20 protein-coding genes and 2 tRNA genes are annotated in these 24978 nt (G+C 72.4%); 17 read left to right on the plus strand and 5 right to left on the minus strand.

Annotated features, from left to right (window positions below; genetic code table 11):
* Positions 1 to 45: 45 nt before the first annotated feature.
* From ABZY12_RS05600 to ABZY12_RS05610, 3 genes are all read left to right on the plus strand, one after another.
* Positions 46 to 1167: a DUF1906 domain-containing protein gene (locus tag ABZY12_RS05600; protein WP_356887436.1), complete on the plus strand. Its 1122-nt coding sequence runs from the start codon at positions 46 to 48 to the stop codon at positions 1165 to 1167.
* Between the two features lie 353 nt (positions 1168 to 1520).
* Positions 1521 to 2087 (plus strand): SigE family RNA polymerase sigma factor, encoded by a 567-nt coding sequence (locus ABZY12_RS05605; RefSeq protein WP_356887438.1) that lies wholly within the window; start codon positions 1521 to 1523, stop codon positions 2085 to 2087.
* Between the two features lie 122 nt (positions 2088 to 2209).
* Positions 2210 to 3862 (plus strand): long-chain fatty acid--CoA ligase, encoded by a 1653-nt coding sequence (locus tag ABZY12_RS05610; protein ID WP_356887440.1) that lies wholly within the window; start codon positions 2210 to 2212, stop codon positions 3860 to 3862.
* An 83-nt stretch (positions 3863 to 3945) separates the two neighbouring features.
* Here ABZY12_RS05610 and ABZY12_RS05615 read toward each other — a convergent pair whose 3' ends face one another.
* Both ABZY12_RS05615 and ABZY12_RS05620 read right to left on the minus strand, forming a co-directional pair.
* Entirely contained in the window at positions 3946 to 7818 is a 3873-nt protein-coding gene (locus ABZY12_RS05615) for a PAS domain-containing protein (protein WP_356887442.1), read from the minus strand.
* 161 nt (positions 7819 to 7979) lie between these two features.
* Positions 7980 to 8447: an SSI family serine proteinase inhibitor gene (locus ABZY12_RS05620; protein ID WP_356887444.1), complete on the minus strand. Its 468-nt coding sequence runs from the start codon at positions 8445 to 8447 to the stop codon at positions 7980 to 7982.
* Positions 8448 to 8667: 220 nt separating this feature from the next.
* Here ABZY12_RS05620 and ABZY12_RS05625 point away from each other — a divergent pair.
* The 3 genes from ABZY12_RS05625 (at position 8668) to ABZY12_RS05635 (ending at position 10003) form a co-directional block, all read left to right on the plus strand.
* Positions 8668 to 8758 (plus strand) — tRNA-Ser (locus ABZY12_RS05625).
* A gap of 253 nt (positions 8759 to 9011) precedes the next feature.
* Positions 9012 to 9084: transfer RNA gene (locus tag ABZY12_RS05630), tRNA-Arg, on the plus strand.
* A gap of 451 nt (positions 9085 to 9535) precedes the next feature.
* Positions 9536 to 10003 (plus strand): hypothetical protein, encoded by a 468-nt coding sequence (locus ABZY12_RS05635; RefSeq protein WP_356887446.1) that lies wholly within the window; start codon positions 9536 to 9538, stop codon positions 10001 to 10003.
* A 479-nt stretch (positions 10004 to 10482) separates the two neighbouring features.
* Here the strand turns inward: ABZY12_RS05635 and ABZY12_RS05640 are convergent, their stop codons facing one another.
* Complete coding sequence (locus ABZY12_RS05640) at positions 10483 to 10638, minus strand: hypothetical protein (RefSeq protein WP_356887448.1); 156 nt, start codon at positions 10636 to 10638, stop codon at positions 10483 to 10485.
* Between the two features lie 241 nt (positions 10639 to 10879).
* Positions 10880 to 11068: a hypothetical protein gene (locus ABZY12_RS05645; protein ID WP_356887450.1), complete on the minus strand. Its 189-nt coding sequence runs from the start codon at positions 11066 to 11068 to the stop codon at positions 10880 to 10882.
* 131 nt (positions 11069 to 11199) lie between these two features.
* Between ABZY12_RS05645 and ABZY12_RS05650 the strand changes: the two genes are divergently transcribed.
* From ABZY12_RS05650 to ABZY12_RS05700, 11 genes are all read left to right on the plus strand, one after another.
* Positions 11200 to 11565, plus strand: coding sequence for a PH domain-containing protein (locus tag ABZY12_RS05650; RefSeq protein ID WP_356887452.1), 366 nt, complete (start codon positions 11200 to 11202; stop codon positions 11563 to 11565).
* 133 nt (positions 11566 to 11698) lie between these two features.
* A complete protein-coding gene (locus tag ABZY12_RS05655; RefSeq protein WP_356887454.1) occupies positions 11699 to 12571 on the plus strand; it encodes a Bro-N domain-containing protein in 873 nt (290 codons plus the stop codon).
* Positions 12572 to 12756: 185 nt separating this feature from the next.
* A complete protein-coding gene (locus ABZY12_RS05660) occupies positions 12757 to 13620 on the plus strand; it encodes a DUF2797 domain-containing protein (RefSeq protein ID WP_356887456.1) in 864 nt (287 codons plus the stop codon).
* A 167-nt stretch (positions 13621 to 13787) separates the two neighbouring features.
* Positions 13788 to 14123 (plus strand): antibiotic biosynthesis monooxygenase, encoded by a 336-nt coding sequence (locus tag ABZY12_RS05665; protein ID WP_356887458.1) that lies wholly within the window; start codon positions 13788 to 13790, stop codon positions 14121 to 14123.
* Positions 14110 to 15096 carry an amidohydrolase family protein gene (locus tag ABZY12_RS05670; RefSeq protein WP_356887460.1) on the plus strand — a complete coding sequence of 329 codons (987 nt, stop codon included), beginning with the start codon at positions 14110 to 14112 and terminating at the stop codon, positions 15094 to 15096. The genes ABZY12_RS05665 and ABZY12_RS05670 overlap by 14 nt, the downstream gene beginning before the upstream one ends.
* Before the next feature lie 213 nt (positions 15097 to 15309).
* Positions 15310 to 16047, plus strand: coding sequence for a response regulator transcription factor (locus ABZY12_RS05675; protein WP_356887462.1), 738 nt, complete (start codon positions 15310 to 15312; stop codon positions 16045 to 16047).
* A 4-nt stretch (positions 16048 to 16051) separates the two neighbouring features.
* On the plus strand, positions 16052 to 17785 hold the full coding sequence (locus tag ABZY12_RS05680; protein ID WP_356887464.1) for a HAMP domain-containing sensor histidine kinase: 1734 nt from the start codon (positions 16052 to 16054) through the stop codon (positions 17783 to 17785).
* A gap of 26 nt (positions 17786 to 17811) precedes the next feature.
* Positions 17812 to 19323, plus strand: coding sequence for a bifunctional glycosyltransferase family 2/GtrA family protein (locus ABZY12_RS05685; RefSeq protein WP_356887466.1), 1512 nt, complete (start codon positions 17812 to 17814; stop codon positions 19321 to 19323).
* Positions 19320 to 21515, plus strand: coding sequence for a glycosyltransferase family 39 protein (locus tag ABZY12_RS05690; RefSeq protein WP_356887468.1), 2196 nt, complete (start codon positions 19320 to 19322; stop codon positions 21513 to 21515). Before ABZY12_RS05685 ends, ABZY12_RS05690 begins: the two co-directional genes overlap by 4 nt.
* 96 nt (positions 21516 to 21611) lie before the next feature.
* Entirely contained in the window at positions 21612 to 23159 is a 1548-nt protein-coding gene (locus ABZY12_RS05695; protein WP_356887470.1) for an MFS transporter, read from the plus strand.
* A gap of 33 nt (positions 23160 to 23192) precedes the next feature.
* Positions 23193 to 23957, plus strand: a complete 765-nt coding sequence (locus tag ABZY12_RS05700) for a TetR/AcrR family transcriptional regulator (RefSeq protein WP_356887472.1) — start codon at positions 23193 to 23195, stop codon at positions 23955 to 23957.
* Positions 23958 to 24079: 122 nt separating this feature from the next.
* On the opposite strand, the gene ABZY12_RS05705 is transcribed toward ABZY12_RS05700, so the two are convergent.
* A complete protein-coding gene (locus ABZY12_RS05705; protein WP_356887474.1) occupies positions 24080 to 24889 on the minus strand; it encodes a YceI family protein in 810 nt (269 codons plus the stop codon).
* Between the last annotated feature and the right edge of the window lie 89 nt (positions 24890 to 24978).

Below are 24978 nucleotides of genomic sequence, written 5' to 3' on the forward strand. Positions count from 1 at the left end.
GCCCGAGCGGTGGCCGGGCCGGGCGGGTGGCTCTTCACTCGCCCCATGGAAAGCTCCCTGAACGTGACGGGGCCTCACCACCGGTCCGTACGGGCGCGGGTCCTGGGCCCCACCGTGGCGGCCGCGCTCACCGTCGCGGTGCTCGCCGCCCCGGCATCGGCGCCGTCGCCCCCGGAAGCGGCCTCCGCACCGCCCGCCCACGCCGGCGCGCCTGCCCCGGCCTCCGCCCCGCCCGCCCACGCCGACACCCCTGCCCCGGCCTCCGCCCCGCCCGCCCACGCCGACACCCCTGCCCCGGCCTTCGCACCGCCGGCCGACCCCTCGCCGGCCGCATCCACGTCCCCCGACACCACGTCCCCCGACACCACGTCCCCCGACACCGCGCCCCCCGACACCGCATCCCCCGCCCCGGCACCGCCCGCAGCCCCCGTTCCCGCCCCGTACCAGCACCTCCTGGGCCGGGCCTTCGACACCTGCGAGGCGCCCTCTCTCGCGGTGATGAAGGCCTGGCGCACCTCCCCGTACCAGGCCGTCGGCATCTACTTCGGAGGCCGGGGCCGAGGGTGCCTCACCCAGCGGCACCTCACCCCGTCCTGGGTGGCCTCGGTGCATGCGATGGGCTGGCGGCTGCTCCCGCTCTTCGTCGGCTCCCAGGCGCCCTGCGTCTTCGCCGAGCACAAGAAGGACGTCCCGATCGGTTCCACTCCCTGGCGCCAGGGCACCCAGGAGGCCGGTGAGGCCGTGAAGGCGGCCCGCGCGCTTGGGATCGGCCCCTCAAGCCCGCTCTACCTCGACATGGAGGCCTATCGGATCACCGACACGTCCTGTGCCGCGACCACCTTGCTCTTCGTCCGCGCCTGGAATCGCGAGGTCCGCCGCCACGGCTATCTGCCCGGTTTCTACAGCAGCGTCGACACCGGCGTCCGCCACATGGAGCAGGCGCGGAAGGCCGGGGCCGAAGACCTTCCGGCGGTGCTGTGGTTCGCGCGCTGGGTCGGCGCGCCGGCGCTGTACACGGAGGCCGTGCTGCCCTCCACGGCCTGGCGGGAGTACGGGCGTATCCACCAGTACGCGGGCAATGTCGCGGAGTCGTACGGCGGCAACCGGCTGGTGATCGACCGCAACTCGGTCGACGCCCCGGTCGCTCACGTCCTGCCCGCCTCCTGAGGTACCTGCCCGAGTCCTGAGGCGCCTGCCCGCCTCCTGAGGTACCTGCCCGAGTCCTGAGGCGCCTGCTCCCCCTCCTCCTGCTCCCCCTCCTCCTGCTCCCCCTCCTCCTGCCCTGCCCTCCCGCCCCGGCGCCTGACGCCCGGCCCGTCCCCCCCGGCGCACCACCCCCGGTGCACCACTCTGGGCGCCTCCCCCGGGCACCCTCCCCCCGGCCGCCGACCCTGAGCCGTTCCCCCGCCCGACTCCACCTTCAGGAGGTCCAGCCGTCCTCGCCCCTACAACCTGAGGCGGAGTGCGGTTCGGGACCTGGGGCCGATCCCCGGGATCGTCGCCGCTTCTAGCGTGGAGCCATGACTCCGCCACCCTCTGGCCCCGTCTGCGCCGGCGCCTCCACGGTCGCCCTGGGGGCCGCCGCGACCATCGGCTACCCGTCCTTCTCCTCGTACGTACGGGCTCGCGGGCCCGTACTGCTGCGCACCGCGCGCTCGCTGACCGCGAACCCGTCGGACGCCGAGGATCTGCTGCAGACAGCGCTGGCCAAGACCTTCGTCGCCTGGGAGCGGATCGAGGACCACCGCGCCCTGGACGGCTACGTCCGCCGTGCGCTGCTGAACACGCGCACGTCCCAGTGGCGCAAGCGCAAGGTCGACGAGTTCGCCTGCGAGGAACTGCCGGAGCCGGCCGGTCTGCCCGAGCCCGACCCCGCCGAGCGGCAGGTCCTGCACGACGCCATGTGGCGTGCCGTGATGAAGCTCCCCGACCGGCAGCGGGCGATGGTCGTCCTGCGGTACTACGAAGACCTCAGCGAGGCCCAGACGGCTGAGGTGCTCGGCGTGTCGATCGGTACGGTCAAGAGCGCGGTGTCGAGAGCGCTCGGCAAGCTGCGCGAGGACCCGGAGCTGGCCCCCGTGCGCTGACCAGAGCCCGCCTCGCCAGCGATCACTGGCATTTCAGTACTCCCGGGTAGTGACATACCGCGCGGTACGTGCGCAGAATCTGCACACCCTTACTGCCACGTAGCGCCCACCGGGAGGACGCCGTGCTGAGCACCATGCAGGACGTACAGCTGACCGTGACCCGCATCCTGAAGCACGGGATGACGATCCACGGGAAGTCTCTGATCACCACCTGGACCGGTGAGCCCGAGCCGCAGCGCCGCACCTTCGCGGAGACGGGGGCACGCGCGACCCAGCTGGCGAACGCCCTGCGCGACGAGCTCGGAGTCACCGGCGACCAGCGGGTCGCCACCCTCATGTGGAACAACGCCGAGCATGTCGAGGCGTACTTCGCGATCCCGTCCATGGGCGCGGTGCTCCACACCCTCAACCTGCGGCTTCCCCCTGAGCAGCTCATCTGGATCGTCAACCACGCCGCCGACCGCGTCGTGCTCGTCAACGGCTCCCTGCTCCCCCTCCTGGCGCCGTTGCTGCCGCACCTGCCGACCATCGAGCACATCGTGGTGTCGGGCCCCGGCGACCGTTCCGTCCTCGACGGCGTGGCGCCCCGCGTGCACGACTACGAGGAGCTGATCGCCGCCCGCCCCACCACCTTCGACTGGCCCGATCTCGACGAGCGCTCCGCGGCCGCCATGTGCTACACCTCCGGCACCACCGGCGACCCCAAGGGTGTCGTCTACTCCCACCGTTCCATCTACCTGCACTCCATGCAGGTGAACATGGCCGAGTCGATGGGGCTGACGGACAAGGACACGACGCTCGTCGTGGTCCCGCAGTTCCACGTCAACGCCTGGGGCCTGCCGCACGCCACCTTCATGACCGGCATCAACATGCTCATGCCGGACCGCTTCCTCCAGCCGGCCCCGCTCGCCGACATGATCGAGCGCGAGAAGCCCAGCCACGCCGCCGCCGTCCCCACCATCTGGCAGGGCCTCCTCGCCGAGGTCACCGCCAACCCGCGCGACCTCTCGTCCATGCGTCAGGTCACCATCGGCGGCGCGGCCTGCCCGCCCTCCCTCATGGAGGCGTACGACAAGCTCGGCGTCCGCCTCTGTCACGCCTGGGGCATGACGGAGACCTCCCCGCTCGGCACCATGGCCCACCCTCCGGCCGGTCTCACCGAGGAGGAGCAGTGGCCGTACCGCGTCACCCAGGGCCGTTTCCCGGCCGGTGTCGAGGCCCGGCTCGTCGGTCCCGGCGGTGAACACCTCCCCTGGGACGGCGAGTCGGCCGGCGAGCTGGAGGTCCGTGGCACCTGGATCGCGGGCGCGTACTTCGGCGGGATCGACGGCGAACCGATCCGCCCGGCGGACAAGTTCAGCGAGGACGGCTGGCTGAAGACCGGAGACGTCGGCGTCATCAGCCCGGACGGGTACCTCACGCTCACCGACCGCGCCAAGGACGTCATCAAGTCCGGCGGCGAATGGATCTCGAGCGTCGAGCTGGAGAACGCGATCATGGCGCACCCGGAGGTCGCCGAGGCCGCCGTCGTCGCCGTGCCGGACGAGAAGTGGGGCGAGCGGCCGCTCGCGACCGTCGTCCTCAAGGAGGGCTCGACGGCGGACTACGAGTCGCTGAGGGTCTTCCTCGCCACCGAGGGCGGGATCGCCAAGTGGCAGCTGCCGGAGCGCTGGGCGATCGTCCCGGCGGTGCCGAAGACGAGCGTGGGGAAGTTCGACAAGAAGGTGATCCGCAAGCAGTACGCGGAGGGCGAGCTGGACGTCACCCAGCTGTAGGGCGGACCCAGCTGTCGGGTCGACGAGCGGGACACCGCGTGTACGGGGAGGGGGCCTGGCCCTCTCCCCGTACGGCGGTTCGGCTAGTTCGTTCCGATCTTCGCCAGCAGATCCACGATCCGAGCCTGCACCTCGCTGCTCGTGGAGCGCTCGGCCAGGAAGAGGACCGTCTCGCCGGACGACAGCTTCGGCAGCTCGGCCTCGTCGAGACCGGCCGAGGTGTAGACGACGAGCGGGGTGTGGTTCAACTGCCCGTTCGCACGGAGCCAGTCGATGATCCCGGCCCGGCGGCGGCGCACCTGCATCAGATCCATCACCACCAGGTTCGGCCGCGTCTGGGTGGCCAGCGTGACCGCCTCCGTGTCGGTCGCGGCCCGCGCCACCTGCATCCCGCGCCGCTCCAGGGTGGCGGCGAGCGCCTGCGCGATCTCCTCGTGCTCCTCGATCAGCAGTACGCGGGACGGGTGCTGCTCGCTGTCGCGGGGCGCCAGCGCCTTCAGGAGTACGGCGGGGTCGGCGCCGTACGCCGCCTCGCGGGTGGCCTGCCCGAGGCCGGCCGCGAGCAGCACCGGGACCTCGGCGGCGACGGCGGCCTGGCGCAGCGACTGGAGCGCGGTACGGGTGATGGGCCCGGTGAGCGGGTCGACGAACAGGGCGGCCGGGAAGGCGGCGATCTGGGCGTCGACCTCCTCGCGGGAGTGCACGATCACGGGTCGGTAGCCGCGGTCGCTCAGGGCCTGCTGCGTGGCGACGTCCGGCGCGGGCCAGACGAGCAGACGGCGCGGATTGTCCAGCGGCTCCGGGGGCAGCTCGTCGTCCACGGGCTGCGGAAGCGGCTTGTTCGCGACCTCGACCGCACCGCCCGGGCCGTCGAGCGGCTCGGGGCCCTCGGCGGCGCCCTCGGCAGGGGCCCCTATGGCGTACGCGCGGCCTTCCGGGGCGGGGGGAGCGAGCTTGGGCGCGGGGGTGGCCTGTTGCGGGTGCGGCTTGGCCACCGGTTCCACGGGGGCGGGGGCCGGCCGGTCGCCCTCGGGCGGGGTGGCGAGCCTGCGCCGCCGCCCGGAGCCGTTGGAGCCGTTCGAGCCATTGGACCCGTTGGACGCGGGGGAGCCGATCGTGCCGGTCCCGCCGCCGACGGGCGTGCCGCCGCTCGGGCCCTGAGCGCTTTGCGGGCTCTGCGGGCTCGGCTGGTGCTGAGGGCTCTGCAGGCTCGGCTGGCTCTGCGGACCTTGCTGGTTCTGCGGACCTTCCTGGTTCTGCTGGTTCTGCTGGTTCTGTTGCGCCGCGATCTGCTGGGCGAACGGGACACCCTGACCGAGCGTCCGGACGCTGAACGCCCGCCCGCCCTGCGTCCGGTCCTTCTGCGCCTGATGCTGCCGCACATGGTCCTGCTGCCCAGGTGCCTCGGACGGCAGCGGCTGAGCGGTCGGCGGCAGCGGTGCGGAGCCGGTGGCGGCCCGGGTCTCCTGCGGGGCGCTCCCCGGGACCCCGGCCGACGTGTCCTGGGCGGCCCGGCGCCGACCGGTCGGCTCGGGCAGCGGCTGGGGGTGCTGCGGCTGCGGCTGCGGAGACGGCTGAGCGGTGCCCGGCCGGGACGGTACGGCGTCGTGCCGCCCCTCATCGCCGACGGGGAGCGGGCCCGGTGCGGCCGGTGCCGGTACGTGCGTCCGGGCCTGGGTCGGCGCCGGGACCTGTGCCTGTGCCGGGTCGGGGTTGCGGTCCGCGTCCGCCGGGGGGAGCGCGAACGGGGTACGCGGTCCGGATTCGGCCGCCGCGGCCCGCTCCTGCGCGGCCGCGAGCGCCCGGCGGCGGCGCCCGGTGGGCTGCCCCTGCGGCGCCTCATCGGGGCTCGCGACGGCGGGCAGAGCCCGTGCCAGAGCGGGCGCCTCGGCCGGGACACCCTGCGGGGGAACGGTGTTCCCGAGCGCGGCGCGGCCCTGCGCGCCTTCGGCGGCGGTCACCACGGCGCCCTCGGCGGGACGACCGCGACGACGTCCGGTGGGCCCCGCGGCCTCGGCCACGCCCGGCCCGGCCTCCGAACCCGTGCCCGTACCGGCATGCGTACCGGTGTCGGCGCTCTGGGCCGGGATCAGCTCGGCGGCGGCCGGTGCGTCCGCCGTCTCCGTACGACCACGCCGACGACCCGTCGGTCCCGCACCGACACCGGCACTGCCGGCGGAACCGGAACCGGAACCGTCCTCCGCCGCCACCGAACTCTCGAGGAAGGCGTCGGTCGAAGCCCGCCGGGCCCGCCGCCGACCGCCTCCGTGGGTCTCCGAGGCCTGTGCGGGCAGGGCGAGCTGTCCGCCCTGGGGCCTCGGCGCGGACTGGGGCTTCGGCTCGAGTTCGGGGGCGGGCGGCTGAGCGACCGTCCCCCTCCCGCTCCCGAGCGGAACCTCCAGGACGTACGCGCTGCCGCTCGTCCCCGGCACCTCGTGCGTCTGCACCACACCGCCGTGCGCCGCCACGATCCCGCGCACGATGGGCTGGTGGACCGGGTCGCCTCCGGCGTACGGTCCGCGCACCTCGATCCGTACGACGTCACCGCGCTGCGCGGCCGCCACCACGATCGTCGAGTCGGCGTATCCGGCCCCCGGTACGACCCGGGCCTTGCCGGTCGAGTCGACGCCTGCCACGTCCGCGACGAGATGCGCGAGCGCGGTCGCGAGACGTCCGGCGTCCACCTCGGCCTCGATCGGCGGCGCGTGCACGGCGAACTGGACGCGGCCCGGCCCGATGAGCTCCACGGCCCCGTCGACACCGGCGCTCACGGCCGAGTCGAGCAGCACCACGCTCTTGTCCAGGGTCTCCGCTCCGGCATCCAGGCGCTGATAGCCCAGAACGTTGTCGACGAGGGTGGTCATCCGGGCGTACCCGGCGGCCAGATGGTGCAGCAGCTGGTTGGCCTCGGGCCACAGCTGCCCCGCGTCGTCGGCGGCGAGCGTGGCGAGTTCCGTGCGCAGCTCCTCCAGGGGCCCGCGCAGAGACTCGCCGAGGACGGCCGTCAGCTGCTCGTGCCGGGCGGCCAGCTCCTCGTACCGCTCCTTCTGGCGCTCCAGCTCGGCGGCGTGCCGCTCGGTGCGGTCGGCGAGCTCGGACGCGTGCCGCTCCGTGTGCTCGGCGAGTTCGGCGGCGTGCTTGTCGAGAAGCTGCTGGTACGGCCGGCGGTCGGTGAAGGTCATCACCGCGCCGACGAGCTGATCCCCGTCCCGCACGGGAGCGGTCGTCAGGTCGACCGGCACCTGCGAACCGTTCTTCGCCCACAGCACCTGCCCGCGGACCCGGTGCTTGCGGCCGGACTTGAGCGTGTCCGCGAGCGGCGACTCCTCGTACGGGAACGGCTCGCCGTCCGGCCGCGAGTGCAGGATCAGCGGGTGCAGCTCCTTGCCGCCGAGATCGCTGGCCCGGAAGCCGAGGATCTGCGCGGCGGCGGGGTTGACGAGGACGACGCGCCCCTCGGTGTCCGTACCGACGACGCCCTCGGCGGCGGCGCGCAGGATCATCTCGGTCTGGCGCTGCGAGCGGGCGAGTTCGGCCTCGGTGTCGAGCGTGCCGGTGAGATCGCGTACGACGAGCATGAGCAGCTCGTCGCCGGTGTAGCCGCTGTACGAGTCGTAGGCCTCGCGGCCGTCCTCGAGGCTGGCGCTGGTCACCTCGACGGCGAACTCGCTGCCGTCGGTGCGACGGGCGATCATCCGGGTCGGCTTGGTGCGGCCCCGCTCGTCGGTGCCCTCGGGGAGCCGCATGGAGCCGGGGATCAGCCGGGAGTCGAAACCGGGCAGCAGATCGAGCAGGCCGCGCCCGACGAGCGCGGTGCCGGGGGTCTCGAACATGCCGAGGGCGATGGTGTTGGCGTTGACGACCGTGCCGTTGCAGTTGACGAGCACGAGGCCGTCAGGGAGGGCGTCAAGTATGGCTGCGAGGCGAGCAGCGCCTCGGGATGGCCTGCTGCTCACGACGACGCTTCCTCCCTGACCCACTGCACCTTGCCTGGCGGCTGGCCGGCCCCATCTTGCCCCTCGGGCCGCAGCCTGTCACTGAAGGAGTCTAAGGGCAGGCTCGGGGGGCGGGGGGCGAGGTCTCGTGCCCCCGGCAAGATCCGAACGTCTTCCTCACGTCATCCGCGCACGCGGGGCAGGACGGGCTCCAGGTTCTCCCAGCGGTCGATCTCGCATCCGTTGGCCCGGGAGAAACGGGCGTCGATACTGCGCCCCTGCCAGGTGCCCTTGATGTGCGCGACGGCGGCGCCGCCGTACATCTGGGTGCAGAACCGATCCTTGCCGACCGGCCTGAACGGGTCCTCGCCGTCCCTCGCGAGCTGGGCGAGGCGCCGGCAGGCGTTCTGCGCGGCGGGGTGGTCGCCGCCGGACTTGGCGCCGCACTCGAGCCTGAACGTGCCGTCGGCCTGGCGGTGACCGCTCTTCGCGACGGTCACGGTGAGGGTGTCGGCCGGGCTGAGGAGGGACAGGGGCGGCAGCGGTCCGCCCCCGAGGGCACCGATCGCGGTGGCGGTGGTCGCGGTGGTGGCGGTGGCGAGGGTCGCGACGGCGGTGGTGACGGTCGCGAGGACGAGGCGACGCAGCATACGAACTCCAGGACGGCGGGGCGGAGGGGCTACGGACTCGGGGTCCGTCCTCTCTAACGCTCCGTACGGCCGTTCGTTGCGCAAGCGGGAGGGGCCGTGCGATGCGCCGACGGGCTTTGCTCTCCGCCCCGGAGGGCTAGTACGGTGAGAAGCGATTGGTGGCACCAGGCCCGCCTGTGTCATCATCTGCACGCACCACTCGCGCCCGCGCGGGGTGCATGGAGGCGTCGCCTAGTCCGGTCTATGGCGCCGCACTGCTAATGCGGTTTGGGTCTTAAAGCCCATCGAGGGTTCAAATCCCTCCGCCTCCGCCCCACCCGAAGCCCCGGCCCACACGGCCGGGGCTTCGGCCGTTCCCGACCCCTTCCCCGAGCCCACGCCCGCGCGCCCCGCGCACACTCCTCGCCCCGGCGCGGGCCGCCCTCCCGGGGGACGCGACAAGGCCCCGGAATGACGTTTCCGCAGGTCAGAGGGTGTCTGGCTAATGGATTTCGCGCTACGGCGCAGGTCATGTAATGTTGTTCCCGCAACGCCGACCGGCAAGAAAAAAGCCGGGAAGCACAAGCACTCGTAGCTTAACGGATAGAGCATCTGACTACGGATCAGAAGGTTGCAGGTTCGAATCCTGCCGAGTGCACAGCAGACGAGAGGCCCCGGACGAAAGTCCGGGGCCTCTCGTGTTGTGCCCGTACGGCAGCGAAGTGCGACAACCTCGCCTCCGCGTCGACCCCATCGTCATGGCGATCTGTGGGTTCTCTGCCTCATCAAGCACCCGGCCTCGCTGTTGCTCCGCCGGGGCTTCCCGGCTCCGCTCCGCGGGACGCTGCTGGGACGCGGGTGTCGGCCGGTGGGGTGCTGAGGCGGGGGAGTCCCATCCTGTCCGCCATCGGCCCGGGAGGAGCCGACCGCACCGAGTCCAGTGACGCGCGGGCAGACGGAATGGGCGCTGGGCGCGGGGGATCGGGCTTCCACGAGGTCCTGGGGGGTGATTGGTGCTCACGGCGAGGCGTAGGTCCGACGTCGCGGTGGGTAGGAACAAGGCGCACGCGACGGCCAATTCCGTATGCGGGTGACCAAGTGGGGGGATCTTGGCCAACTGGAAGTCGATACAGGTCTGGGGGAGCATCACGAAGGACGGCAGGCTCAACGGCGCTTCGCTTGAGCCGACGAACTGGGCACGGCGAAAGCACACGGTGGTACTGCCGAAGAAGATCGACGCCCTCGAATTGATCATTGGTCTGTTGGCGACAGGTAAGGGCCTGCGCGTCGCACAGCCGGAAGACCGGCACGCGAGGCTCGTCACCACGCGTCGGCAGGATCGCGGGGTTCTGATCGACGGAAGCCGCAGTCCGGAGGTCGCGGCGGCCCTCACCCAGCGGATGCGTGAGGCCATCGCCGTACTGGCTGCGGAACAGCGTCGGCATGACGCAGAAGCCGCCGCGGCAGCCGGAGAATGGCTCGGCGGAGGTCACGTCCGGGGCGCGGATGACCGAACGAGGTCGGGGAGCATTCACACGTTGCGGGGTGGGTTACCCACTCTCGGCCGTCGACGCTGACGAGTGAGTACCATCCTGAACCCGCGGCATGAAGGTCCACGCTCTGTCGGCAGCTGGGATCTGCCCGATGCGGACCGGCTGGGCATGCCGGCCGAGGAGCGGCATCGCTCGTTCGGACCCGGAGTCTCGGTGCCCTACCGCCGCGTGTGCCGAAGTAGGAGCGCATAGGACCGGGCATGTGCCTCGGCGGGGGCAAGTCCCCTCCCACACGACGTAGGCGGCGCCGCCTACGAGGGAGGCCAGGGCAGCTGCGGATGCTCGTCGTCACCGGCCAGCAGCCTCAGCAACTGACGCCGTTCCGTAGCCCCCCGCCGGGATCCCTCGGTGCACCAGCCGTGTGGCCGCGAAACAGTGAGGGCAGACGGCGACGGTATACCGCGAGCGCGACGACTTCACCGGCCCGATGGCCCGGACTTCGCGGGCCTCGCGGGGGTGCCCCTCTGAGTGCCGGAGGCGCCGCGGGGGTGGTCGGTCCGCCGTCAGTACCAGAACGCCTTGACGATGGCCTGGCCCGTCGGGGTTGTGTGGGAGTAGAAGGTGCGCAGGTCGGTGTGGTGGGTGAGGAACCAGTGCTTGACCTCGGCTTCGTCGAAGCGGACGAAGGGGGGCAGGACCTTGTGGCGGGCGGCTCCCACAGGCTGTCGAAGGACGACGCGGTCAGGAAGTCCGCCACCGTGCGCACATGGTGGGGGCCGGAGGATCAGGAACGGGGGGCGGGCGTGGGTGGGGTGGTGCACGGGGACGCCGCCGAAGACCGGCAGTTCGCGGGTTCGGGCGTCCTCGGAGCGTATGCCGTCGTGTGGATCTCGTGGAGGGCGGGGAAGTGGTCCTCCACGGCTGCCGCGATGCCGGCCTCGCGTTCCGTCTGGAAGCGGTCTAAGTCACCGGCCTCGCCCATGAACTCCCCGCTCCGGTGGTCTTGGCCGTGCCGAGCCAGGTCCACCAGGGGGACGTCGTAGGCGGCGAGGGGCTTGGTGACCCACGCGGCTTGAGGAAGACCGAGGTGGCCGGGAAGCCCGCCATGACGGCGGCGACGACGGTGACGACGACGGCGGTGGTGGACATCGGGTGCTTCTTGGCGGTTGGGCCCTTGGCGGGTCCGTCACGGTTCCCGACACTGCCCGGCGCGTGAGTGTGACAGCACGCGCGAGATAGTCTGAAGATCCTTTTGTCGTCTTTTTCTTGGGGGGTCTGACATGGCGCTGTTCGGGAACGCGCACGCGATCAATCCGGCGCAGGCTCAGCAGGAGTACGCGCGGCTGCTCGGACAGGGTGAGCAGATCCACGCCGCGTACCTGCTGATCCGCGACACCATCTTCTTCACCGACCGGCGGCTCGTGCTCGTCGACAAGCAGGGCATCACCGGCAAGAAGGTGGAGTACCACTCGATCCCGTACCGGAGCATCACGCACTTCGCCGTCGAGACCGCCGGGACCTTCGACCTCGACGCCGAGCTGAAGATCTGGATCTCCGGCAACGCCATGCCGATCCAGAAGACCTTCACCAAGGGCGTGGACATCTATGAGGTGCAGGCGATCCTGACCCAGTTCGTGGCGCGGTAGTCCGCCCGCCCGGACGCGAGGAGTGAGGCCCCCTGGTTTCCAGGGGGCCTTCTTCTTTCGGGTGAACGCGCCTGGATTTACATGTCAGTTGAATATGCCATCGGCCTAGCGTCGCTTCCGGAGGTGAGGCTCGATGGACGAGCAGCTCGGACAGAAGGACGCGATCGACATCAACGACTTCGTGTTCGCGGCGACGGGCGCGCGCTTGCGGAGGCTGACGATGCCGGACGGGACGCACTGGTTCCCGGCCGTCGACGCCGCGAGGCAGCTGGGATACGTCAACACCCGGCAGGCGGTTCTCGCGCATGTGGAGGCAGAGCGCCAGCAGGTGCTCGGTGACCTCGCACGCGGTGTCCTCGGAGCGGACGTCGCTCGCAAGATCGCGGGTCACGGGCTCAAGAAGTCGATGAAGGTGGTGGATCTGCAAGGGCTCGTCCAGCTCGTCAACGCCTGCACCAAACCCGAGTGCGCGCCCTTCAAGGCCTGGGTCTCCGACGTCGTCGCCACGGTCCAGCGCGACGGTGCCTACGCGCTCGAGCCCTCCCCCGTGCACCCCGGCTACGTCATGCCGCGGGAGGTCGTCGACATCATCGTCCGGCTCGAGAAGCGGAATCTGCGGCTGGAAGAGGAGATCGCCGCCCGGCAGGCGGAGCGGAACGCTCTGTTGTGGGACGCGAACCGGAATCTCTCCCGTATCGCCGACTCCCTCGAACGGCTCTCCGTCCCCACCCAGCGCACCGGCCCCGCCGTGACCCCCGAGGAGCTCCTCGCCTCCTGGCAGGCCGACCACCTCGCCCTCACCGACGACGTGCGCGCTGTCGCCGCCTACCTCGCGCCCGCGCTCGTGCGGGGCGGGGCACGGTACCGGCTGGAGGAGATCGCGCGGCGGACCGGGCTCGCCGCCGAGCGGGTGGGGGACTGCGTGGCGTTGCTGGTGGCGCGCGGCTGCATCCGTCAGACCGGCACCGCGCCGGACGGGACCCGGATCTATCTGCTGCCGGAGTGAGGCGGGGCGGTGGGCTGAGGCGGGGGCCCCGTCCCGGGGCGGCGGAGTGCCGGCTTGAGGCGGGGGCGTGCCCGTCCCCGGGGCGGCGGGCCCGCCGGGCTGAGGCGGAGTAGGGCGGGGGCGGCGGGCCCGCCGGGCGTGGCGCAGACTGGCAGCCGGACGGCCGACGGCAGGGGAGAGCGCGCATGGTGTGGCGGTGCGCCGGAATGCGGTGGGGCGGGGGCACGCCGGGGCTCCGCTGGGTGGGCGGGCGCGTGTCCGGCCTGGAGTACGGGCAGCGGATCGGCTTCCAGGCCGTCGACCGCCGGCACTGCCCCGGCGCCCGGGGCAACCCCTGTCCGCTCGACGCGACCGTCCCCGGGCGCGCCACCGGCGGCCAGTGCGCCGAGTGCGCGCGGCTCGACCGGCTGCGTTCGGTGGCCGCGGACACGATCGCGGACGATCCCCGGCCGTACCGCGTGTACCTCGCCTGGTTCGGGCCCGGGATGACCAAGGTCGGCATCACGGCCGAGGCCCGCGGCGACGCCCGGCTCCTGGAGCAGGGCGCCGTCGCCTTCAGCTGGCTCGGCCGCGGGCCGCTCATGGCCGCGCGGCGGACCGAGGAGGTCCTCCGGCACGCGCTGAAGGTGCCCGACCGGATCCCGTACGCGCGGAAGCGAGGCGTACGGCACGACCTGCCCCCCGCCCCCGAGCGCGCCCGGCAGATCGAGGAGCTGTACCGGCGGGCCGTCGCCCTGCCCGGCTGGGCCGAGACCCTCGAACCGGCCGGACTCCATGTGCACGACCACGCGGACGCCTTCCATCTCGATGGCCTGCCGCCCCTGTCCGGAACCGTCACCGAACTCGTCGAAGGCGGTGTCGTCGCCGGCCGCCTCCTCGCCGCCGCCGGGCCCGACCTGCATCTTCTCGACTCCGAGGGGCGCTGTCTCGCCCTCGACACCCGGCTCATGAGCGGCTGGGGCATCGTCTCGGCCGACCCCGGCGCACCCGTCTCCGTGCCGATCGCCGTGACCGGACCCGTACCGCCGGACCAGCGTGGGCTGTTCTGACCGGGCCCGTATCGCCGGAGCAGCGTGGGCTGTTCTGACCGGGCTCGTAGCGCCGGGCCGGCGTGGGCTGTTCTGACCGGCCCCGCCGACGCGCCTCCGTAAAGACTTGGATCCCTTCCGGCGGCTCTTATGGACACACCCGCCTCCCCCGGCCCAGGCTGATCCACATGACCCAGCGCCTGGTGGCGGGCCTCGAACCGCCCTACTACACCGCCGTCTTCACGTCCCTGCGCGCCGACGACCCCGAGGGGTACGCCGAGACCGCCGCCCGCATGCAGGAGATCGTCCGGGACGTCCCGGGCTTCCTCGGCTACGAGTCCGCCCGCACCCCCGGCGGCATCGGCATCAGCGTCGCGTACTTCCGCGACGCCGAAGGTCTCGACGCCTGGCGCCGAAACGCCGAGCATCAGGCCGCCCAGCGCCACGGGCGCGAGCATTGGTACGAGAGCTACAGCGTCCACGTCGGCAAGGTCGAGCGGAGCTACAGCTTTGACAGGCGATGACCGCGGGGAGGGCGCCCTCGGGGACGTCGGTTCCGGGGAGGATCCCCTCGGGCACGACGGCCCCGGAGAGCACCTCCTCGGGCACGACGGGCCCGGCGCGGACGGCCCCGAGGGCCCCCGGGCGTTCGCCGCGGCCCTCGGGCTTCCCGGGCTCGTCGACGTCCACACCCACTTCATGCCCCAGAACGTCCTCGACAAGGTCTGGGCCTACTTCGACGCCGTCGGTCCCCTGACCGGCCTGGAGTGGCCCATCACCTACCGCGAGGAGGAGGACCGCCGGGTCGACATACTGCGCGGGTTCGGCGTCCGCGCCTTCACCTCGATGCTCTACCCCCACAAGGCCGGCATGGCCCGGTGGCTCAACGGCTGGGCCGCCGGCTTCGCCGCCCGTACCCCCGACTGTCTGCACACCGCCACCCTCTACCCCGAGCCGGAGGCCACCGGCTACGTCGCTCACGCCCTCGCGTCCGGCGCCCGTGTCTTCAAGGTGCACCTCCAGGTCGGCGGCTTCGACCCCAACGACGACCTGCTCGACGACAGCTGGGGGGCGCTCGCCGACGCACGCGTACCCGTCGTCATCCACTGCGGCTCGGGGCCCGCCCCCGGCAAGTTCACCGGGCCCGTGCCCGTCGGGCGGTTGCTCGCCCGCCATCCCCGCCTGCGGCTGGTCGTCGCGCACATGGGCATGCCGGAGTACGCCGACTTCCTCGACCTCGCCGAGCGGTACGCGGACGTCCACCTCGACACCACCATGGCCTTCACCGACTTCAGCGAACGCCTCGCGCCCTTCCCGTCCGACGAACTGCCGCGGCTGCGGGCCCTGGGCCACCGGATCCTCCTCGGCTCCGACTTCCCGAACATTCCCTATCCGTACGTCCACCAACTCCACGCCCTCGAACGGCTCGGGCTCGGCGACGACTGGCTGCGCGGGGTCGTGCACGACAACGCGGCGGGGCTCTTCCGCCTCACGTAGCCGGTCGTGTCTTCGCCGTCGTCCCCGGCCGCGCCGTCTCCCGTAGCCGGTCCCGTCTCCGTCGTCCCCGACCGCGCCGCCTCACGTGCCCGGTCCCCGTCTCCGCCGCTCCCGGCCGCCTCACGTAGCCGATCACCACCGCTCCGCGGTGTTCTCAGGGAATTCACAGGGAAGCGAAAGGGACCTCTCAGTACCTCCGGCCAGCGTGGCGGCATGACCGCGACCACGCCTCAACGGCGCACCGACATGCTCCGGCCCGACGGCTCCGCCGTCCGTGTCCTCGTCGTCGACGACGAGGCGTCGCTCGCCGAGCTTCTCTCCATGGCCCTGCGGTACGAGGGCTGGCAGGTGCACAGCACCGGCGACGGAGCCGGGGCCCTGCGCACGGCGCGGGAGTTCCGGCCCGACGCGGTCATCCTGGACGTGATGCTGCCCGACATGGACGGGCTCACCGTCCTCGGCGGTCTGCGGCGCGATCTGCCCGACGTGCCCGTCCTCTTCCTGACCGCCAAGGACGCCGTCGAGGACCGGATCGCCGGTCTCACGGCCGGAGGCGACGACTACGTCACCAAGCCGTTCAGCCTGGAGGAGGTCGTGGCGCGGCTGCGCGGTCTCATCCGGCGCTCCGGGGCCGCGCAGGCGCGCAGCGAGTCGATGCTCGTGGTCGGCGACCTCACCCTCGACGAGGACAGCCACGAGGTCACCCGCGGCGGTGAGTCGATCCATCTCACCGCCACCGAGTTCGAGCTGCTGCGCTACCTCATGCGCAATCCGCGCCGGGTCCTCAGCAAGGCGCAGATCCTCGACCGGGTGTGGTCGTACGACTTCGGCGGCCAGGCGAACGTCGTCGAGCTGTACATCTCCTACCTCCGGCGGAAGATCGACGCCGGGCGCAGCCCGATGATCCACACGCGGCGGGGGGCCGGATATCTGATCAAGCCGGGGGAGTAGCCCGGTGTCCGGATTCCGCGGGCCGTGGTCGCTGCGTACGCGGCTTGTCGTCTCCGCCGTCGCCCTGATCGCCGTCGTCGCCGCCGTGATCGGGACGGTGACGACGTTCGCGTTCCGGTCCTATCTCTACGACCAGGCCGACGCCCAGCTGCGGAACGTGTCCAACCGGGCCGCCGGGCGGCCGATCACCGCACCGGGCGTGCCGGGCGGCGTGCCCGGCGGCGGTTCGCACGATCCGCTCGGCTTCGTCATCGGCCCGGGTGCCCCGCTCGGCACGCTCGGTGCGGTGGTCGTCGACGGTGAGCTGGGGCAGGCCGGGGTCTCCGATCCGCCGCAGCAAGGGGCGTACGGACCGATGTACACCGTCCACGACCTGAGCTCCGCCCAGCGCACCGCCCTCGCGACCGTCCCGCGCGACGGCGAACCGCACACCGTCGAGCTGCCGGGCCTGGACGACGCCTATCGCGTCGAGTACGCCACCGGGGAGCGCGGGGACTACCTCGTCGGGCTCCCCCTCGGCGATGTCGAGGACGCCCTCTCCACCCTGATCCTCGTCGAGGTGAGCGTCACCGGCGCCGGGCTCGTCGCCGCCTCGCTCGCCGGCGGGGCGATGGTCGGGATCGCGCTGCGGCCGCTGCGGCGGGTCGCCGCGACCGCCACACAGGTATCCGAACTACCCCTGCACAGCGGCGAGGTCGCCCTCCCCCAGCGGGTGCCGGACGCCGAGGCCGATCCACGGACCGAGGTCGGACAGGTCGGCGCGGCCATCAACCGCATGCTCGACCACGTCCACTCCGCGCTCCACGCCCGCCAGCGGAGCGAGACACGGGTACGGCAGTTCGTCGCCGACGCCAGCCACGAGCTGCGCACCCCGCTGGCCTCCATCCGCGGGTACGCGGAGCTGACCCGCCGCGGCCCTGAGGAGTGCGGGCCCGACACGCGGCACGCGCTCGGACGGATCGAGTCCGAGGCGACCCGGATGACGGGCCTGGTGGAGGATCTGCTGCTGCTCGCCCGGCTGGACGCCGGACGCCCGCTCTCGTACGAGAGCACCGATCTCGCCCCGCTGGTCGTGGACGCCCTCAGCGACGCCCGTGCCGCCGGGCCCGGCCACCACTGGCGTCTCGAACTGCCGGAGGAGGCGGTCGAGATCCGGGCGGACGGCGCGCGTCTGCACCAGCTCCTGGTCAATCTCCTCGCCAACGCCCGGACCCACACCCCGTCCGGCACCACCGTCACCGCCCGCGTGCGCGGCGACGGCGGTGACGTCCTCGTCGAGGTCGAGGACGACGGGCCCGGCGTCCCGGCCGCGCTCCTCCCGTACGTCTTCGAGCGGTTCGCCCGTGGTGACGCCTCACGCTCGCGTCGGGCGGGGGACCAGGCGGGGAGTACGGGGCTCGGTCTGGCGATCGTCCGGGCCGTCGTCCTCGCGCACGGCGGCGAGGTGAGCGTCGACAGTGTCCCCGGCCGGACCGTCTTCACCGTCCGGCTGCCCCGCCGCGACGATGGCGGAGCCTCTCCCGACGGCTCAGCCCGCCGCGACGATGCCGGAGCCCGTCCCGACGGCTCAGCCCGCCGCGACGATGGCGCAGCCCGCCCTGGCGGCTCCGGCCACCGCGACGATGCCGGCACCCGCCCCGATGAAGCCGGCACCCGCCCCGACGATGCCGGCACCCGCCGCGGTGATGCGGGCTCCCGCGACTCACAGGCAGGGCACAGCCTCATCACACAGCCGTGACAGCGGCCCCGGCGAGTGTCGGGGGCATGCGAACCCAATCCACAACGGGGCCCGCGTCCGGCGCCCTTCCCGCCCGGGAGCACCTGCCCGTCGGTGTGGCCGGGCGGCCCGTCCTCGACGTGGTGATTCCCGTCTACAACGAGGAGAAGGACCTGGAGCCGTGTGTGCTGCGGCTCCACGACCACCTCTCCCGCACCTTCCCCTACGGCTTCCGCATCACCGTCGCCGACAACGCCTCCACCGACAGCACACCGGCCGTCGCGGGCGCCCTCGCCGCCGAACTGCCCGAGGTGCGCTCCGTACGCCTGGAGCAGAAGGGCCGCGGCCGTGCGCTGCGTACCGTCTGGTCGCACTCGGACGCGCCGGTCCTCGCCTATATGGACGTGGACCTGTCCACCGACCTCAACGCGCTCCTGCCGCTCGTCGCGCCCCTCATCTCCGGGCACTCGGACCTGGCGATCGGGTCCCGGCTCGCCCGCTCCTCGCGGGTGGTGCGGGGGCCAAAGCGGGAGTTCATCTCCCGGGTCTACAACCTGATCCTGCGCGGCTCGCTCGCCGCCCGGTTCTCCGACGCGCAGTGCGGGTTCAAGGCGATACGGGGAGAGGTCGCGCAGCGTCTGCTGCCGATGGTCGAGGACACGGGCTGGTTCTTCGACACCGAGATGCTGGTCCTCGCCGAGCGGGCCGGGCTGCGCATCCACGAGGTTCCGGTGGACTGGGTCGACGACCCGGACTCCACCGTCCACATCGTGCGGACCGCGACCGACGACCTGAAGGGCGTCTGGCGGGTGGGCCGGGCGCTGGCCACCGGCTCGCTGCCGCTCGACCGGCTCGCCCGCCCCTTCGGCGACGATCCCCGGGACCGCCGACTCGTCGGCGTGCCGGGTGGTCTGCCCCGGCAGCTGGTCGGCTTCTGTGTCGTCGGCGTCCTCTCCACCCTCTTCTATCTGGCGCTGTACTCGGCCTTCCGGCTCGGTGTCGGCCCTCAACTCGCCAACGCCGCCGCCCTCCTGGTGTCGGCTGTCGCCAACACGGCCGCCAACCGGCGTCTCACCTTCGGAGTACGGGGCGGGGACCGCGCCGTCCGCCACCAGGCGCAGGGGCTCGTCGTCTTCGGCATCGGCCTCGCGCTGACCAGCGGCTCCCTCGCCGCGCTCTCCGTGGCCACCGGCGACCGCGCCCACTCCACGGAGCTCGCCGTGCTGATCACGGCCAACCTGGCCGCGACCGTCCTGCGCTTCCTTCTCTTCCGGCTCTGGGTCTTCCCGGACCGCCGTACCGATTCCGCCGGTGCGGACGCCGTCTCCGCCGGTGCGGACGCCGATTCCGCCGGTGTGGACACCCTCTCCGGCGGTGCGGACACCTTCTCCGTCGGCGCCGACACCGATTCCGCCGGTGCGGACGCCGTCTCCGCCGGTGCGGACGCCGATTCCGCCGGTGCGGACACCCTCTCCGGCGGTGCGGACACCTTCTCCGTCGGCGCCGACACCGATTCCGTCGGCGCGGACGCCGCCTCCACCGCAAGGACCTTCCGATGACCACCGCACAGGTGCCCTCCCCGCAGGTGCCCCCTCGGACGCCCCACGCCGAGGTGACCGCCTCACCCGCCCGACGCCGTACCGGGACGCCTCTCGCCCGTCTCTGGCGGGGCCGGGCCGACGACGCCCCCTGGGTGCGGCCCGCGTTCCTCGCCCTTCTCCTTGTCACCGGCGTCCTCTACCTCTGGAACCTGTCGGCCTCCGGCTACGCCAACTCCTTCTACTCCGCCGCCGTCCAGGCGGGCAGCGAGAGCTGGAAGGCCTTCTTCTTCGGCTCGCTCGACGCGGCGAACGCCATCACCGTCGACAAACCGCCGGCCGCGCTCTGGCCGATGGCGCTCTCCGTCCGCCTCTTCGGTCTCGGCTCCTGGCAGATCCTCGTGCCCGAGGTGCTGATGGGCGTGGCGACCGTCGCCGTCCTCTACGCGGCGGTTCGGCGCCGGTTCAGCGCCGGCGCCGGGCTGATCGCGGCCGCGGTCCTGGCCCTCACCCCCGTCGCGGCGTTGATGTTCCGCTTCAACAACCCGGACGCGCTGCTCGCGCTGCTGATGACGGTCGTCATCCATCTGGTGCTCCGCGCCCTGGAGGACGGGCGGACGAAGTGGCTGGTGTGGGCGGGGGTCGCGTTCGGTCTCGCATTCCTCGCCAAGACGCTCCAGGCGTTCCTGATCCTGCCGCCGCTGGCGCTCGTGTACGCGGTGTGCGCGCCGGCCGGGATCGGCCGCCGGTTCGGTCAACTCGCCCTCGCGGGACTCGCGATGATCGCCTCGGCGGGCTGGTGGGTGGCCTTGGTCGAACTGTGGCCGGCGTCTTCCCGCCCGTACATCGGAGGCTCGCAGAACAACAGCTTCCTGGAGCTCACCTTCGGCTACAACGGCCTCGGCCGGATCAACGGCAACGAGACCGGCAGTGTCGGCGGCGGTGGACGCGGCGGCGGTCAGGGCGGCGGCTGGGGCGAGACGGGCATCGGCCGGATGTTCAACGACGCCGTGGGAGGCCAGATCTCCTGGCTGCTTCCCGCCGCGCTGATCCTGCTCCTCGCCGGTCTGGTGATCACCTGGAGGGCGCCTCGGACGGACACCGCCCGTTCGGCGTTCCTGGTGTGGGGCGGTTCGCTGCTGCTGACGGTGGCCGTTTTCAGCTTCATGGCCGGGATCTTCCACGAGTACTACACGGTGGCCCTGGCTCCGTACATCGCGGCGCTCGTCGGCATGGGCGCGAGCGTCCTGTGGGAGGAGCGGACCCGTTTCCTCGCCTCGGCGATCCTCGCGGTGACGGTCGGGGCGACGGCGGTGTGGGGCTGGACGCTCCTCGGCCGGACCCCGGACTGGCTGCCGTGGCTGCGGTGGGCCGTGCTGATCGGGGGCTCGGTGGCGGCGCTCGGGCTGCTGCTCGCGGGGCGGCTCGATCGGCGGTTCGGACGCGCGGTCGCGGGGCTCGGTCTGGCGGCGGGGCTGGCGGGACCGTTCGCGTACACGCTGTCCACGCTGGGCAGCGGCCACCAGGGGTCGATCGTGACGGCGGGCCCGTCGGGCGGTGCCATGGGCGGAAGGCCGGGCGGGATGCGCGTCTTCGAGGGCGGGCCGCCGGACGGCCAGGGCGGGGCGCAGGGCGGCGCCGCCGGCCAGGCCGGCCAGACGCAGGGCGGAGCCCCCGGCGGCACTCCTCCGCAGGGCATGCCCACCGGCGGCGGCACCGGCACCGGCACGGGCGCCGTCCCCGGAACCGGCACCGGCACCGGCACCGGCACGGGCGACGGTCGGACGGAACGTCTCGGCGGCCCGGGTGGTGGCGGAGGCGGTGGCATGGGCGGCCTCCTCAACGGCGCGAACGTCGGCGCGAAGGCCAAGGCGGCGCTCCTGCGGGACGCCGACGACTACACCTGGGCGGCGGCGACGGTCGGCGCGCAGAACGCCGCCGGCTACCAGCTCGCCACCGGGAAGCCGGTGATGGCGATCGGCGGCTTCAACGGCAGCGATCCTTCGCCGACCCTCGCGCAGTTCAAGCAGTACGTCGCCCAGGGGAAGATCCACTACTTCATCGGCGGCGGCGAGTCCGGAGGCGCCGAGGGCGGGATGCGCATGGGTGGCGGTCCTGGCGGCAACTCCGAGATCTCCACCTGGGTCTCCGCCACCTTCCAGAAGGTCACGGTCGACGGGGCCACCTTCTACGACCTGACGCGGAAGAAGTAGCCCGGAAGGAGCCCCGCGAAAAAACTCCTATACAGCGTACGAGAACCCTTGTACGGTGTACGAGACCGAGTCCCGTACACCGTACAAGGGGGAACCATGACGGCGACGACCGCCGAGAACCGACCCGCCGCCGGAAAGACCTCCGGCGGCCACCCGCAGCGCTGGCTGATCCTGGGCGTCATCTGCCTCGCCCAGCTCACCGTGCTGCTCGACAACACCGTGCTCAGCGTCGCCATCCCGTCGCTGACCTCGGAGCTCCACGCCTCGACCAGCGACATCCAGTGGATGATCAACGCGTACTCGCTCGTCCAGTCCGGTCTGCTGCTCACCGCCGGGAACGCCGCCGACCGCTACGGCCGCAAGAAGCTCCTCGCCGCCGGACTCGCGCTCTTCGGTCTCGGCTCGCTCGCCGCCGGACTGGCCGAATCCACGGCCCAGCTGATCGCCGCCCGCGCGGGCATGGGTGTCGGCGGCGCGCTGCTCATGACCACCACGCTCGCCGTCGTCATGCAGATCTTCGACGAATCGGAGCGGGTGAAGGCGATCGCGCTGTGGGCCACGGTCGGCTCGCTCGGCTTCGCCGCCGGACCGCTGATCGGCGGTGTCATCCTGGACCACTTCTGGTGGGGAATGATCTTCCTGATCAACATCCCGGTCGCGCTCGTCGGCCTGATCGCCGTCCTGAAGCTCGTACCGGAGTCGAAGAACCCGCAGGGCGAGCGCCCCGACCTGATGGGCGCGCTGCTCTCCACCATCGGCATGACCGCCGCCGTGTACGCGATCATCACCGGCCCCGAGCACGGCTGGACCTCCGCCGAGGTGCTGGTCCCGGCCGCGATCGGTGTCGTCGTCCTCGGCGCCTTCGCGCTGTGGGAGCTGCGCATCCCGTACCCCATGCTCGACATGCACTTCTTCCGCAACCAGAAGTTCGTGGGCGCCGTCGCCGGCGCGATCCTGGTCATGTTCGGCATGGGCGGCTCGCTCTTCCTGCTCACCCAGCACCTGCAGTTCGTCCTCGGCTACGAGCCGCTCGAAGCCGGTCTGCGGATGGCCCCGCTCGCCCTGACCGTCGTCGCGCTCAACCTCACCGGCGTCGGCCCGCGGATCGTCATGAAGCTCGGCACCCCGCCCACCGTGGCCGTCGGCATGACCCTGGTCGCGGGCGGGCTCGCCTCGATCGCCCTGATCGGCGGCGGCACGGACGGCAGCTACTGGGGCATGCTCCTCGGCCTGGTCCTGATGGGCATCGGCCTCGCCGTCTCCAACCCCGCCATGGCCAACGCCATCATGAGCGCGATCCCGCCGGAGAAGGCGGGCGTGGGCGCCGGTGTCAACGGCACCCTCGCCGAATTCGGCAACGGTCTCGGCGTCGCCGTCCTCGGTGCCGTCCTCAACGCCCGGTTCGCGGCGCTCGTCGCCGTGACCGCGACCTCGCTGCCCGCGGCCCTCGCGGCGGCGGGAAGCGAAGCCGAGCGGCAGCAGATCTCCGACGCCTTCGCCTCCGGGCTCCAGACGAGCCAGCTGGTCGGTGCGGTCGCGGTCTTCGCGGGCGGTCTGCTGGCCGCGGCCCTGCTCGCGCGCGCCGAGCGGTCCGAGCGGTCCGAGCAGTCCGAGCAGTCCGAGAAGAAGACGGGCGCTGCATAGCATGGGCACGACCGCTGACCGAGGAGGAACGCGATGGTGAAGGCAGCCGACCGGGCGAAGAACCCGGCGCGTTCCAGCGTCTGGCTGGAGAAGCGGGCCGCCCGTAGCGGGGGCGGCCCGGCCGGGCTCGACCGGGACCGGATCGTCGCGGCCTCGATCCGGATGCTCGACGAGGAGGGCCTGGCCAAGCTCTCCATGCGCAAACTCGCGACCGAGCTCGGCGTCACGGCCATGTCCCTGTACTGGTACGTGGACACCAAGGACGACATCATCGAGTACGCCGTGGACACGGTCTACGGCGAAATCGACCTCGACGCGGTCGACGCCGCCGGGGACTGGCGGGACCGTATCCGGGTGCTCGCCCTGGACTACCGCCGGATGCTGGTCCGCCACCCGTGGATGTCCCCGTCCGCAGGCCAGTACCTGAACATCGGCCCGAACGCGATCGCCGTCGGCTCCAAGATCCAGGAGGCGATCGGCGACACCGGCCTGCCGATGAACCGTCAGCCGAGCGCGATGTCGGCGGTCTTCCAGTTCGTGTACGGCTACGGAACGATCGAGGCCCAGTTCGGGCGCCGGGCGGCGGAGGCCGGCATGTCGCAGGACGACTTCTACGGTGAGTCGATCAAGGCCTTCCGCGACGACCCCCACTTCGTGGAGGCGCTCGAACCGTTGACGGAGATCCTCGACGAGCGGGCCTCGCACGGCAGCGTCAGCAATATCTGGGAGCGGGACTTCGCCTACGCCCTCGACATCCTGATCGCGGGCATCGAGGTCATGGCGGCCCGGCCGGCCTGAGGGCCGTCACCCGCGGCTCGCTGGGCCTGACGGGCGTCACCCGCGGCCCGGCCGGCCTGAGGGCCGTCACCCGCGGCTCGCTGGGCCTGACGGCCGCTCACCCCCGCCTGCCTGACGGCCGCTCACCCCTGCCCCTCCCGGACGGCCTGGATGTCGAGCGTCACCCGCAGCGTGGTGCCGATCGCCGCGATGCCCGCCGCCACCACCTGGTTGTAGTTCATCGCGAAGTCCTCCCGCCGCAGCTCCGTCTCCGCGCGGAACGCCGCCCGCACGCCGCCCCACGGGTCAGGGCCCGTACCGAGGTAGGAGAGGTCCAGGGGCACCTCGCGGGTGACGCCCCGCAGGGACAGCGCGCCCTCCACGGTCCAGCGGTCGGGGCCCGCCGGGCGGAGCGCCGTGCTGCGGTAGGTGATCTCCGGGAAGCGGTCGACGTCCAGGAAGTCCGGGGACCTCAGGTGCTTGTCCCGCAGGCCGTTGCCCGTGTCGACGGACCCGGCCGCGATCACCGCCTCCACCCGCGAGGCGAGCGCGTCCGGGGCGATCTCGATCCGGCCGGAGAACTCGGTGAAGCGGCCGTGCACGCTGGAGATCCCCAGGTGCTGGGCCACCGCCCCCACCGACGAGTGCGCGGCGTCCAGCGTCCACACGCCCGGCTCGGGCAGTTCGGTCCCGCCCACGCGGGCCAGGACGACCGTCCCCATTTCCGCCCGGCCCGAGCCGCCCACCAGCGCCGTGCGAGCGTCCGGCGCGTAGCCGACGGCCGTCACCACGACCGTGTACGCCCCCGGGGCCAGCGCGGGCTCCGAGCGTACGATCCCGTCCGCGTCCGCCGCCGCCCGCAGGACCTGTGCGCCCGATCCGTCCGTCACGGTCACCACCGCGTGCTGAACCGGCCACCCGTCGCGGGTCCGTACCTGTGCGTGCAGTCCCATCCGTACCCTCACTCTTCCCAGAAAACAGCGGGGCGGCGGGCCGTCCCCTTGTGTGCCCGCCGCCCCGGACCCGGCCGCGCCTCCGCTCG

Origin of the sequence: Streptomyces sp. NPDC006551, from assembly GCF_040611675.1 — a bacterium.
Classification (GTDB): domain Bacteria; phylum Actinomycetota; class Actinomycetes; order Streptomycetales; family Streptomycetaceae; genus Streptomyces.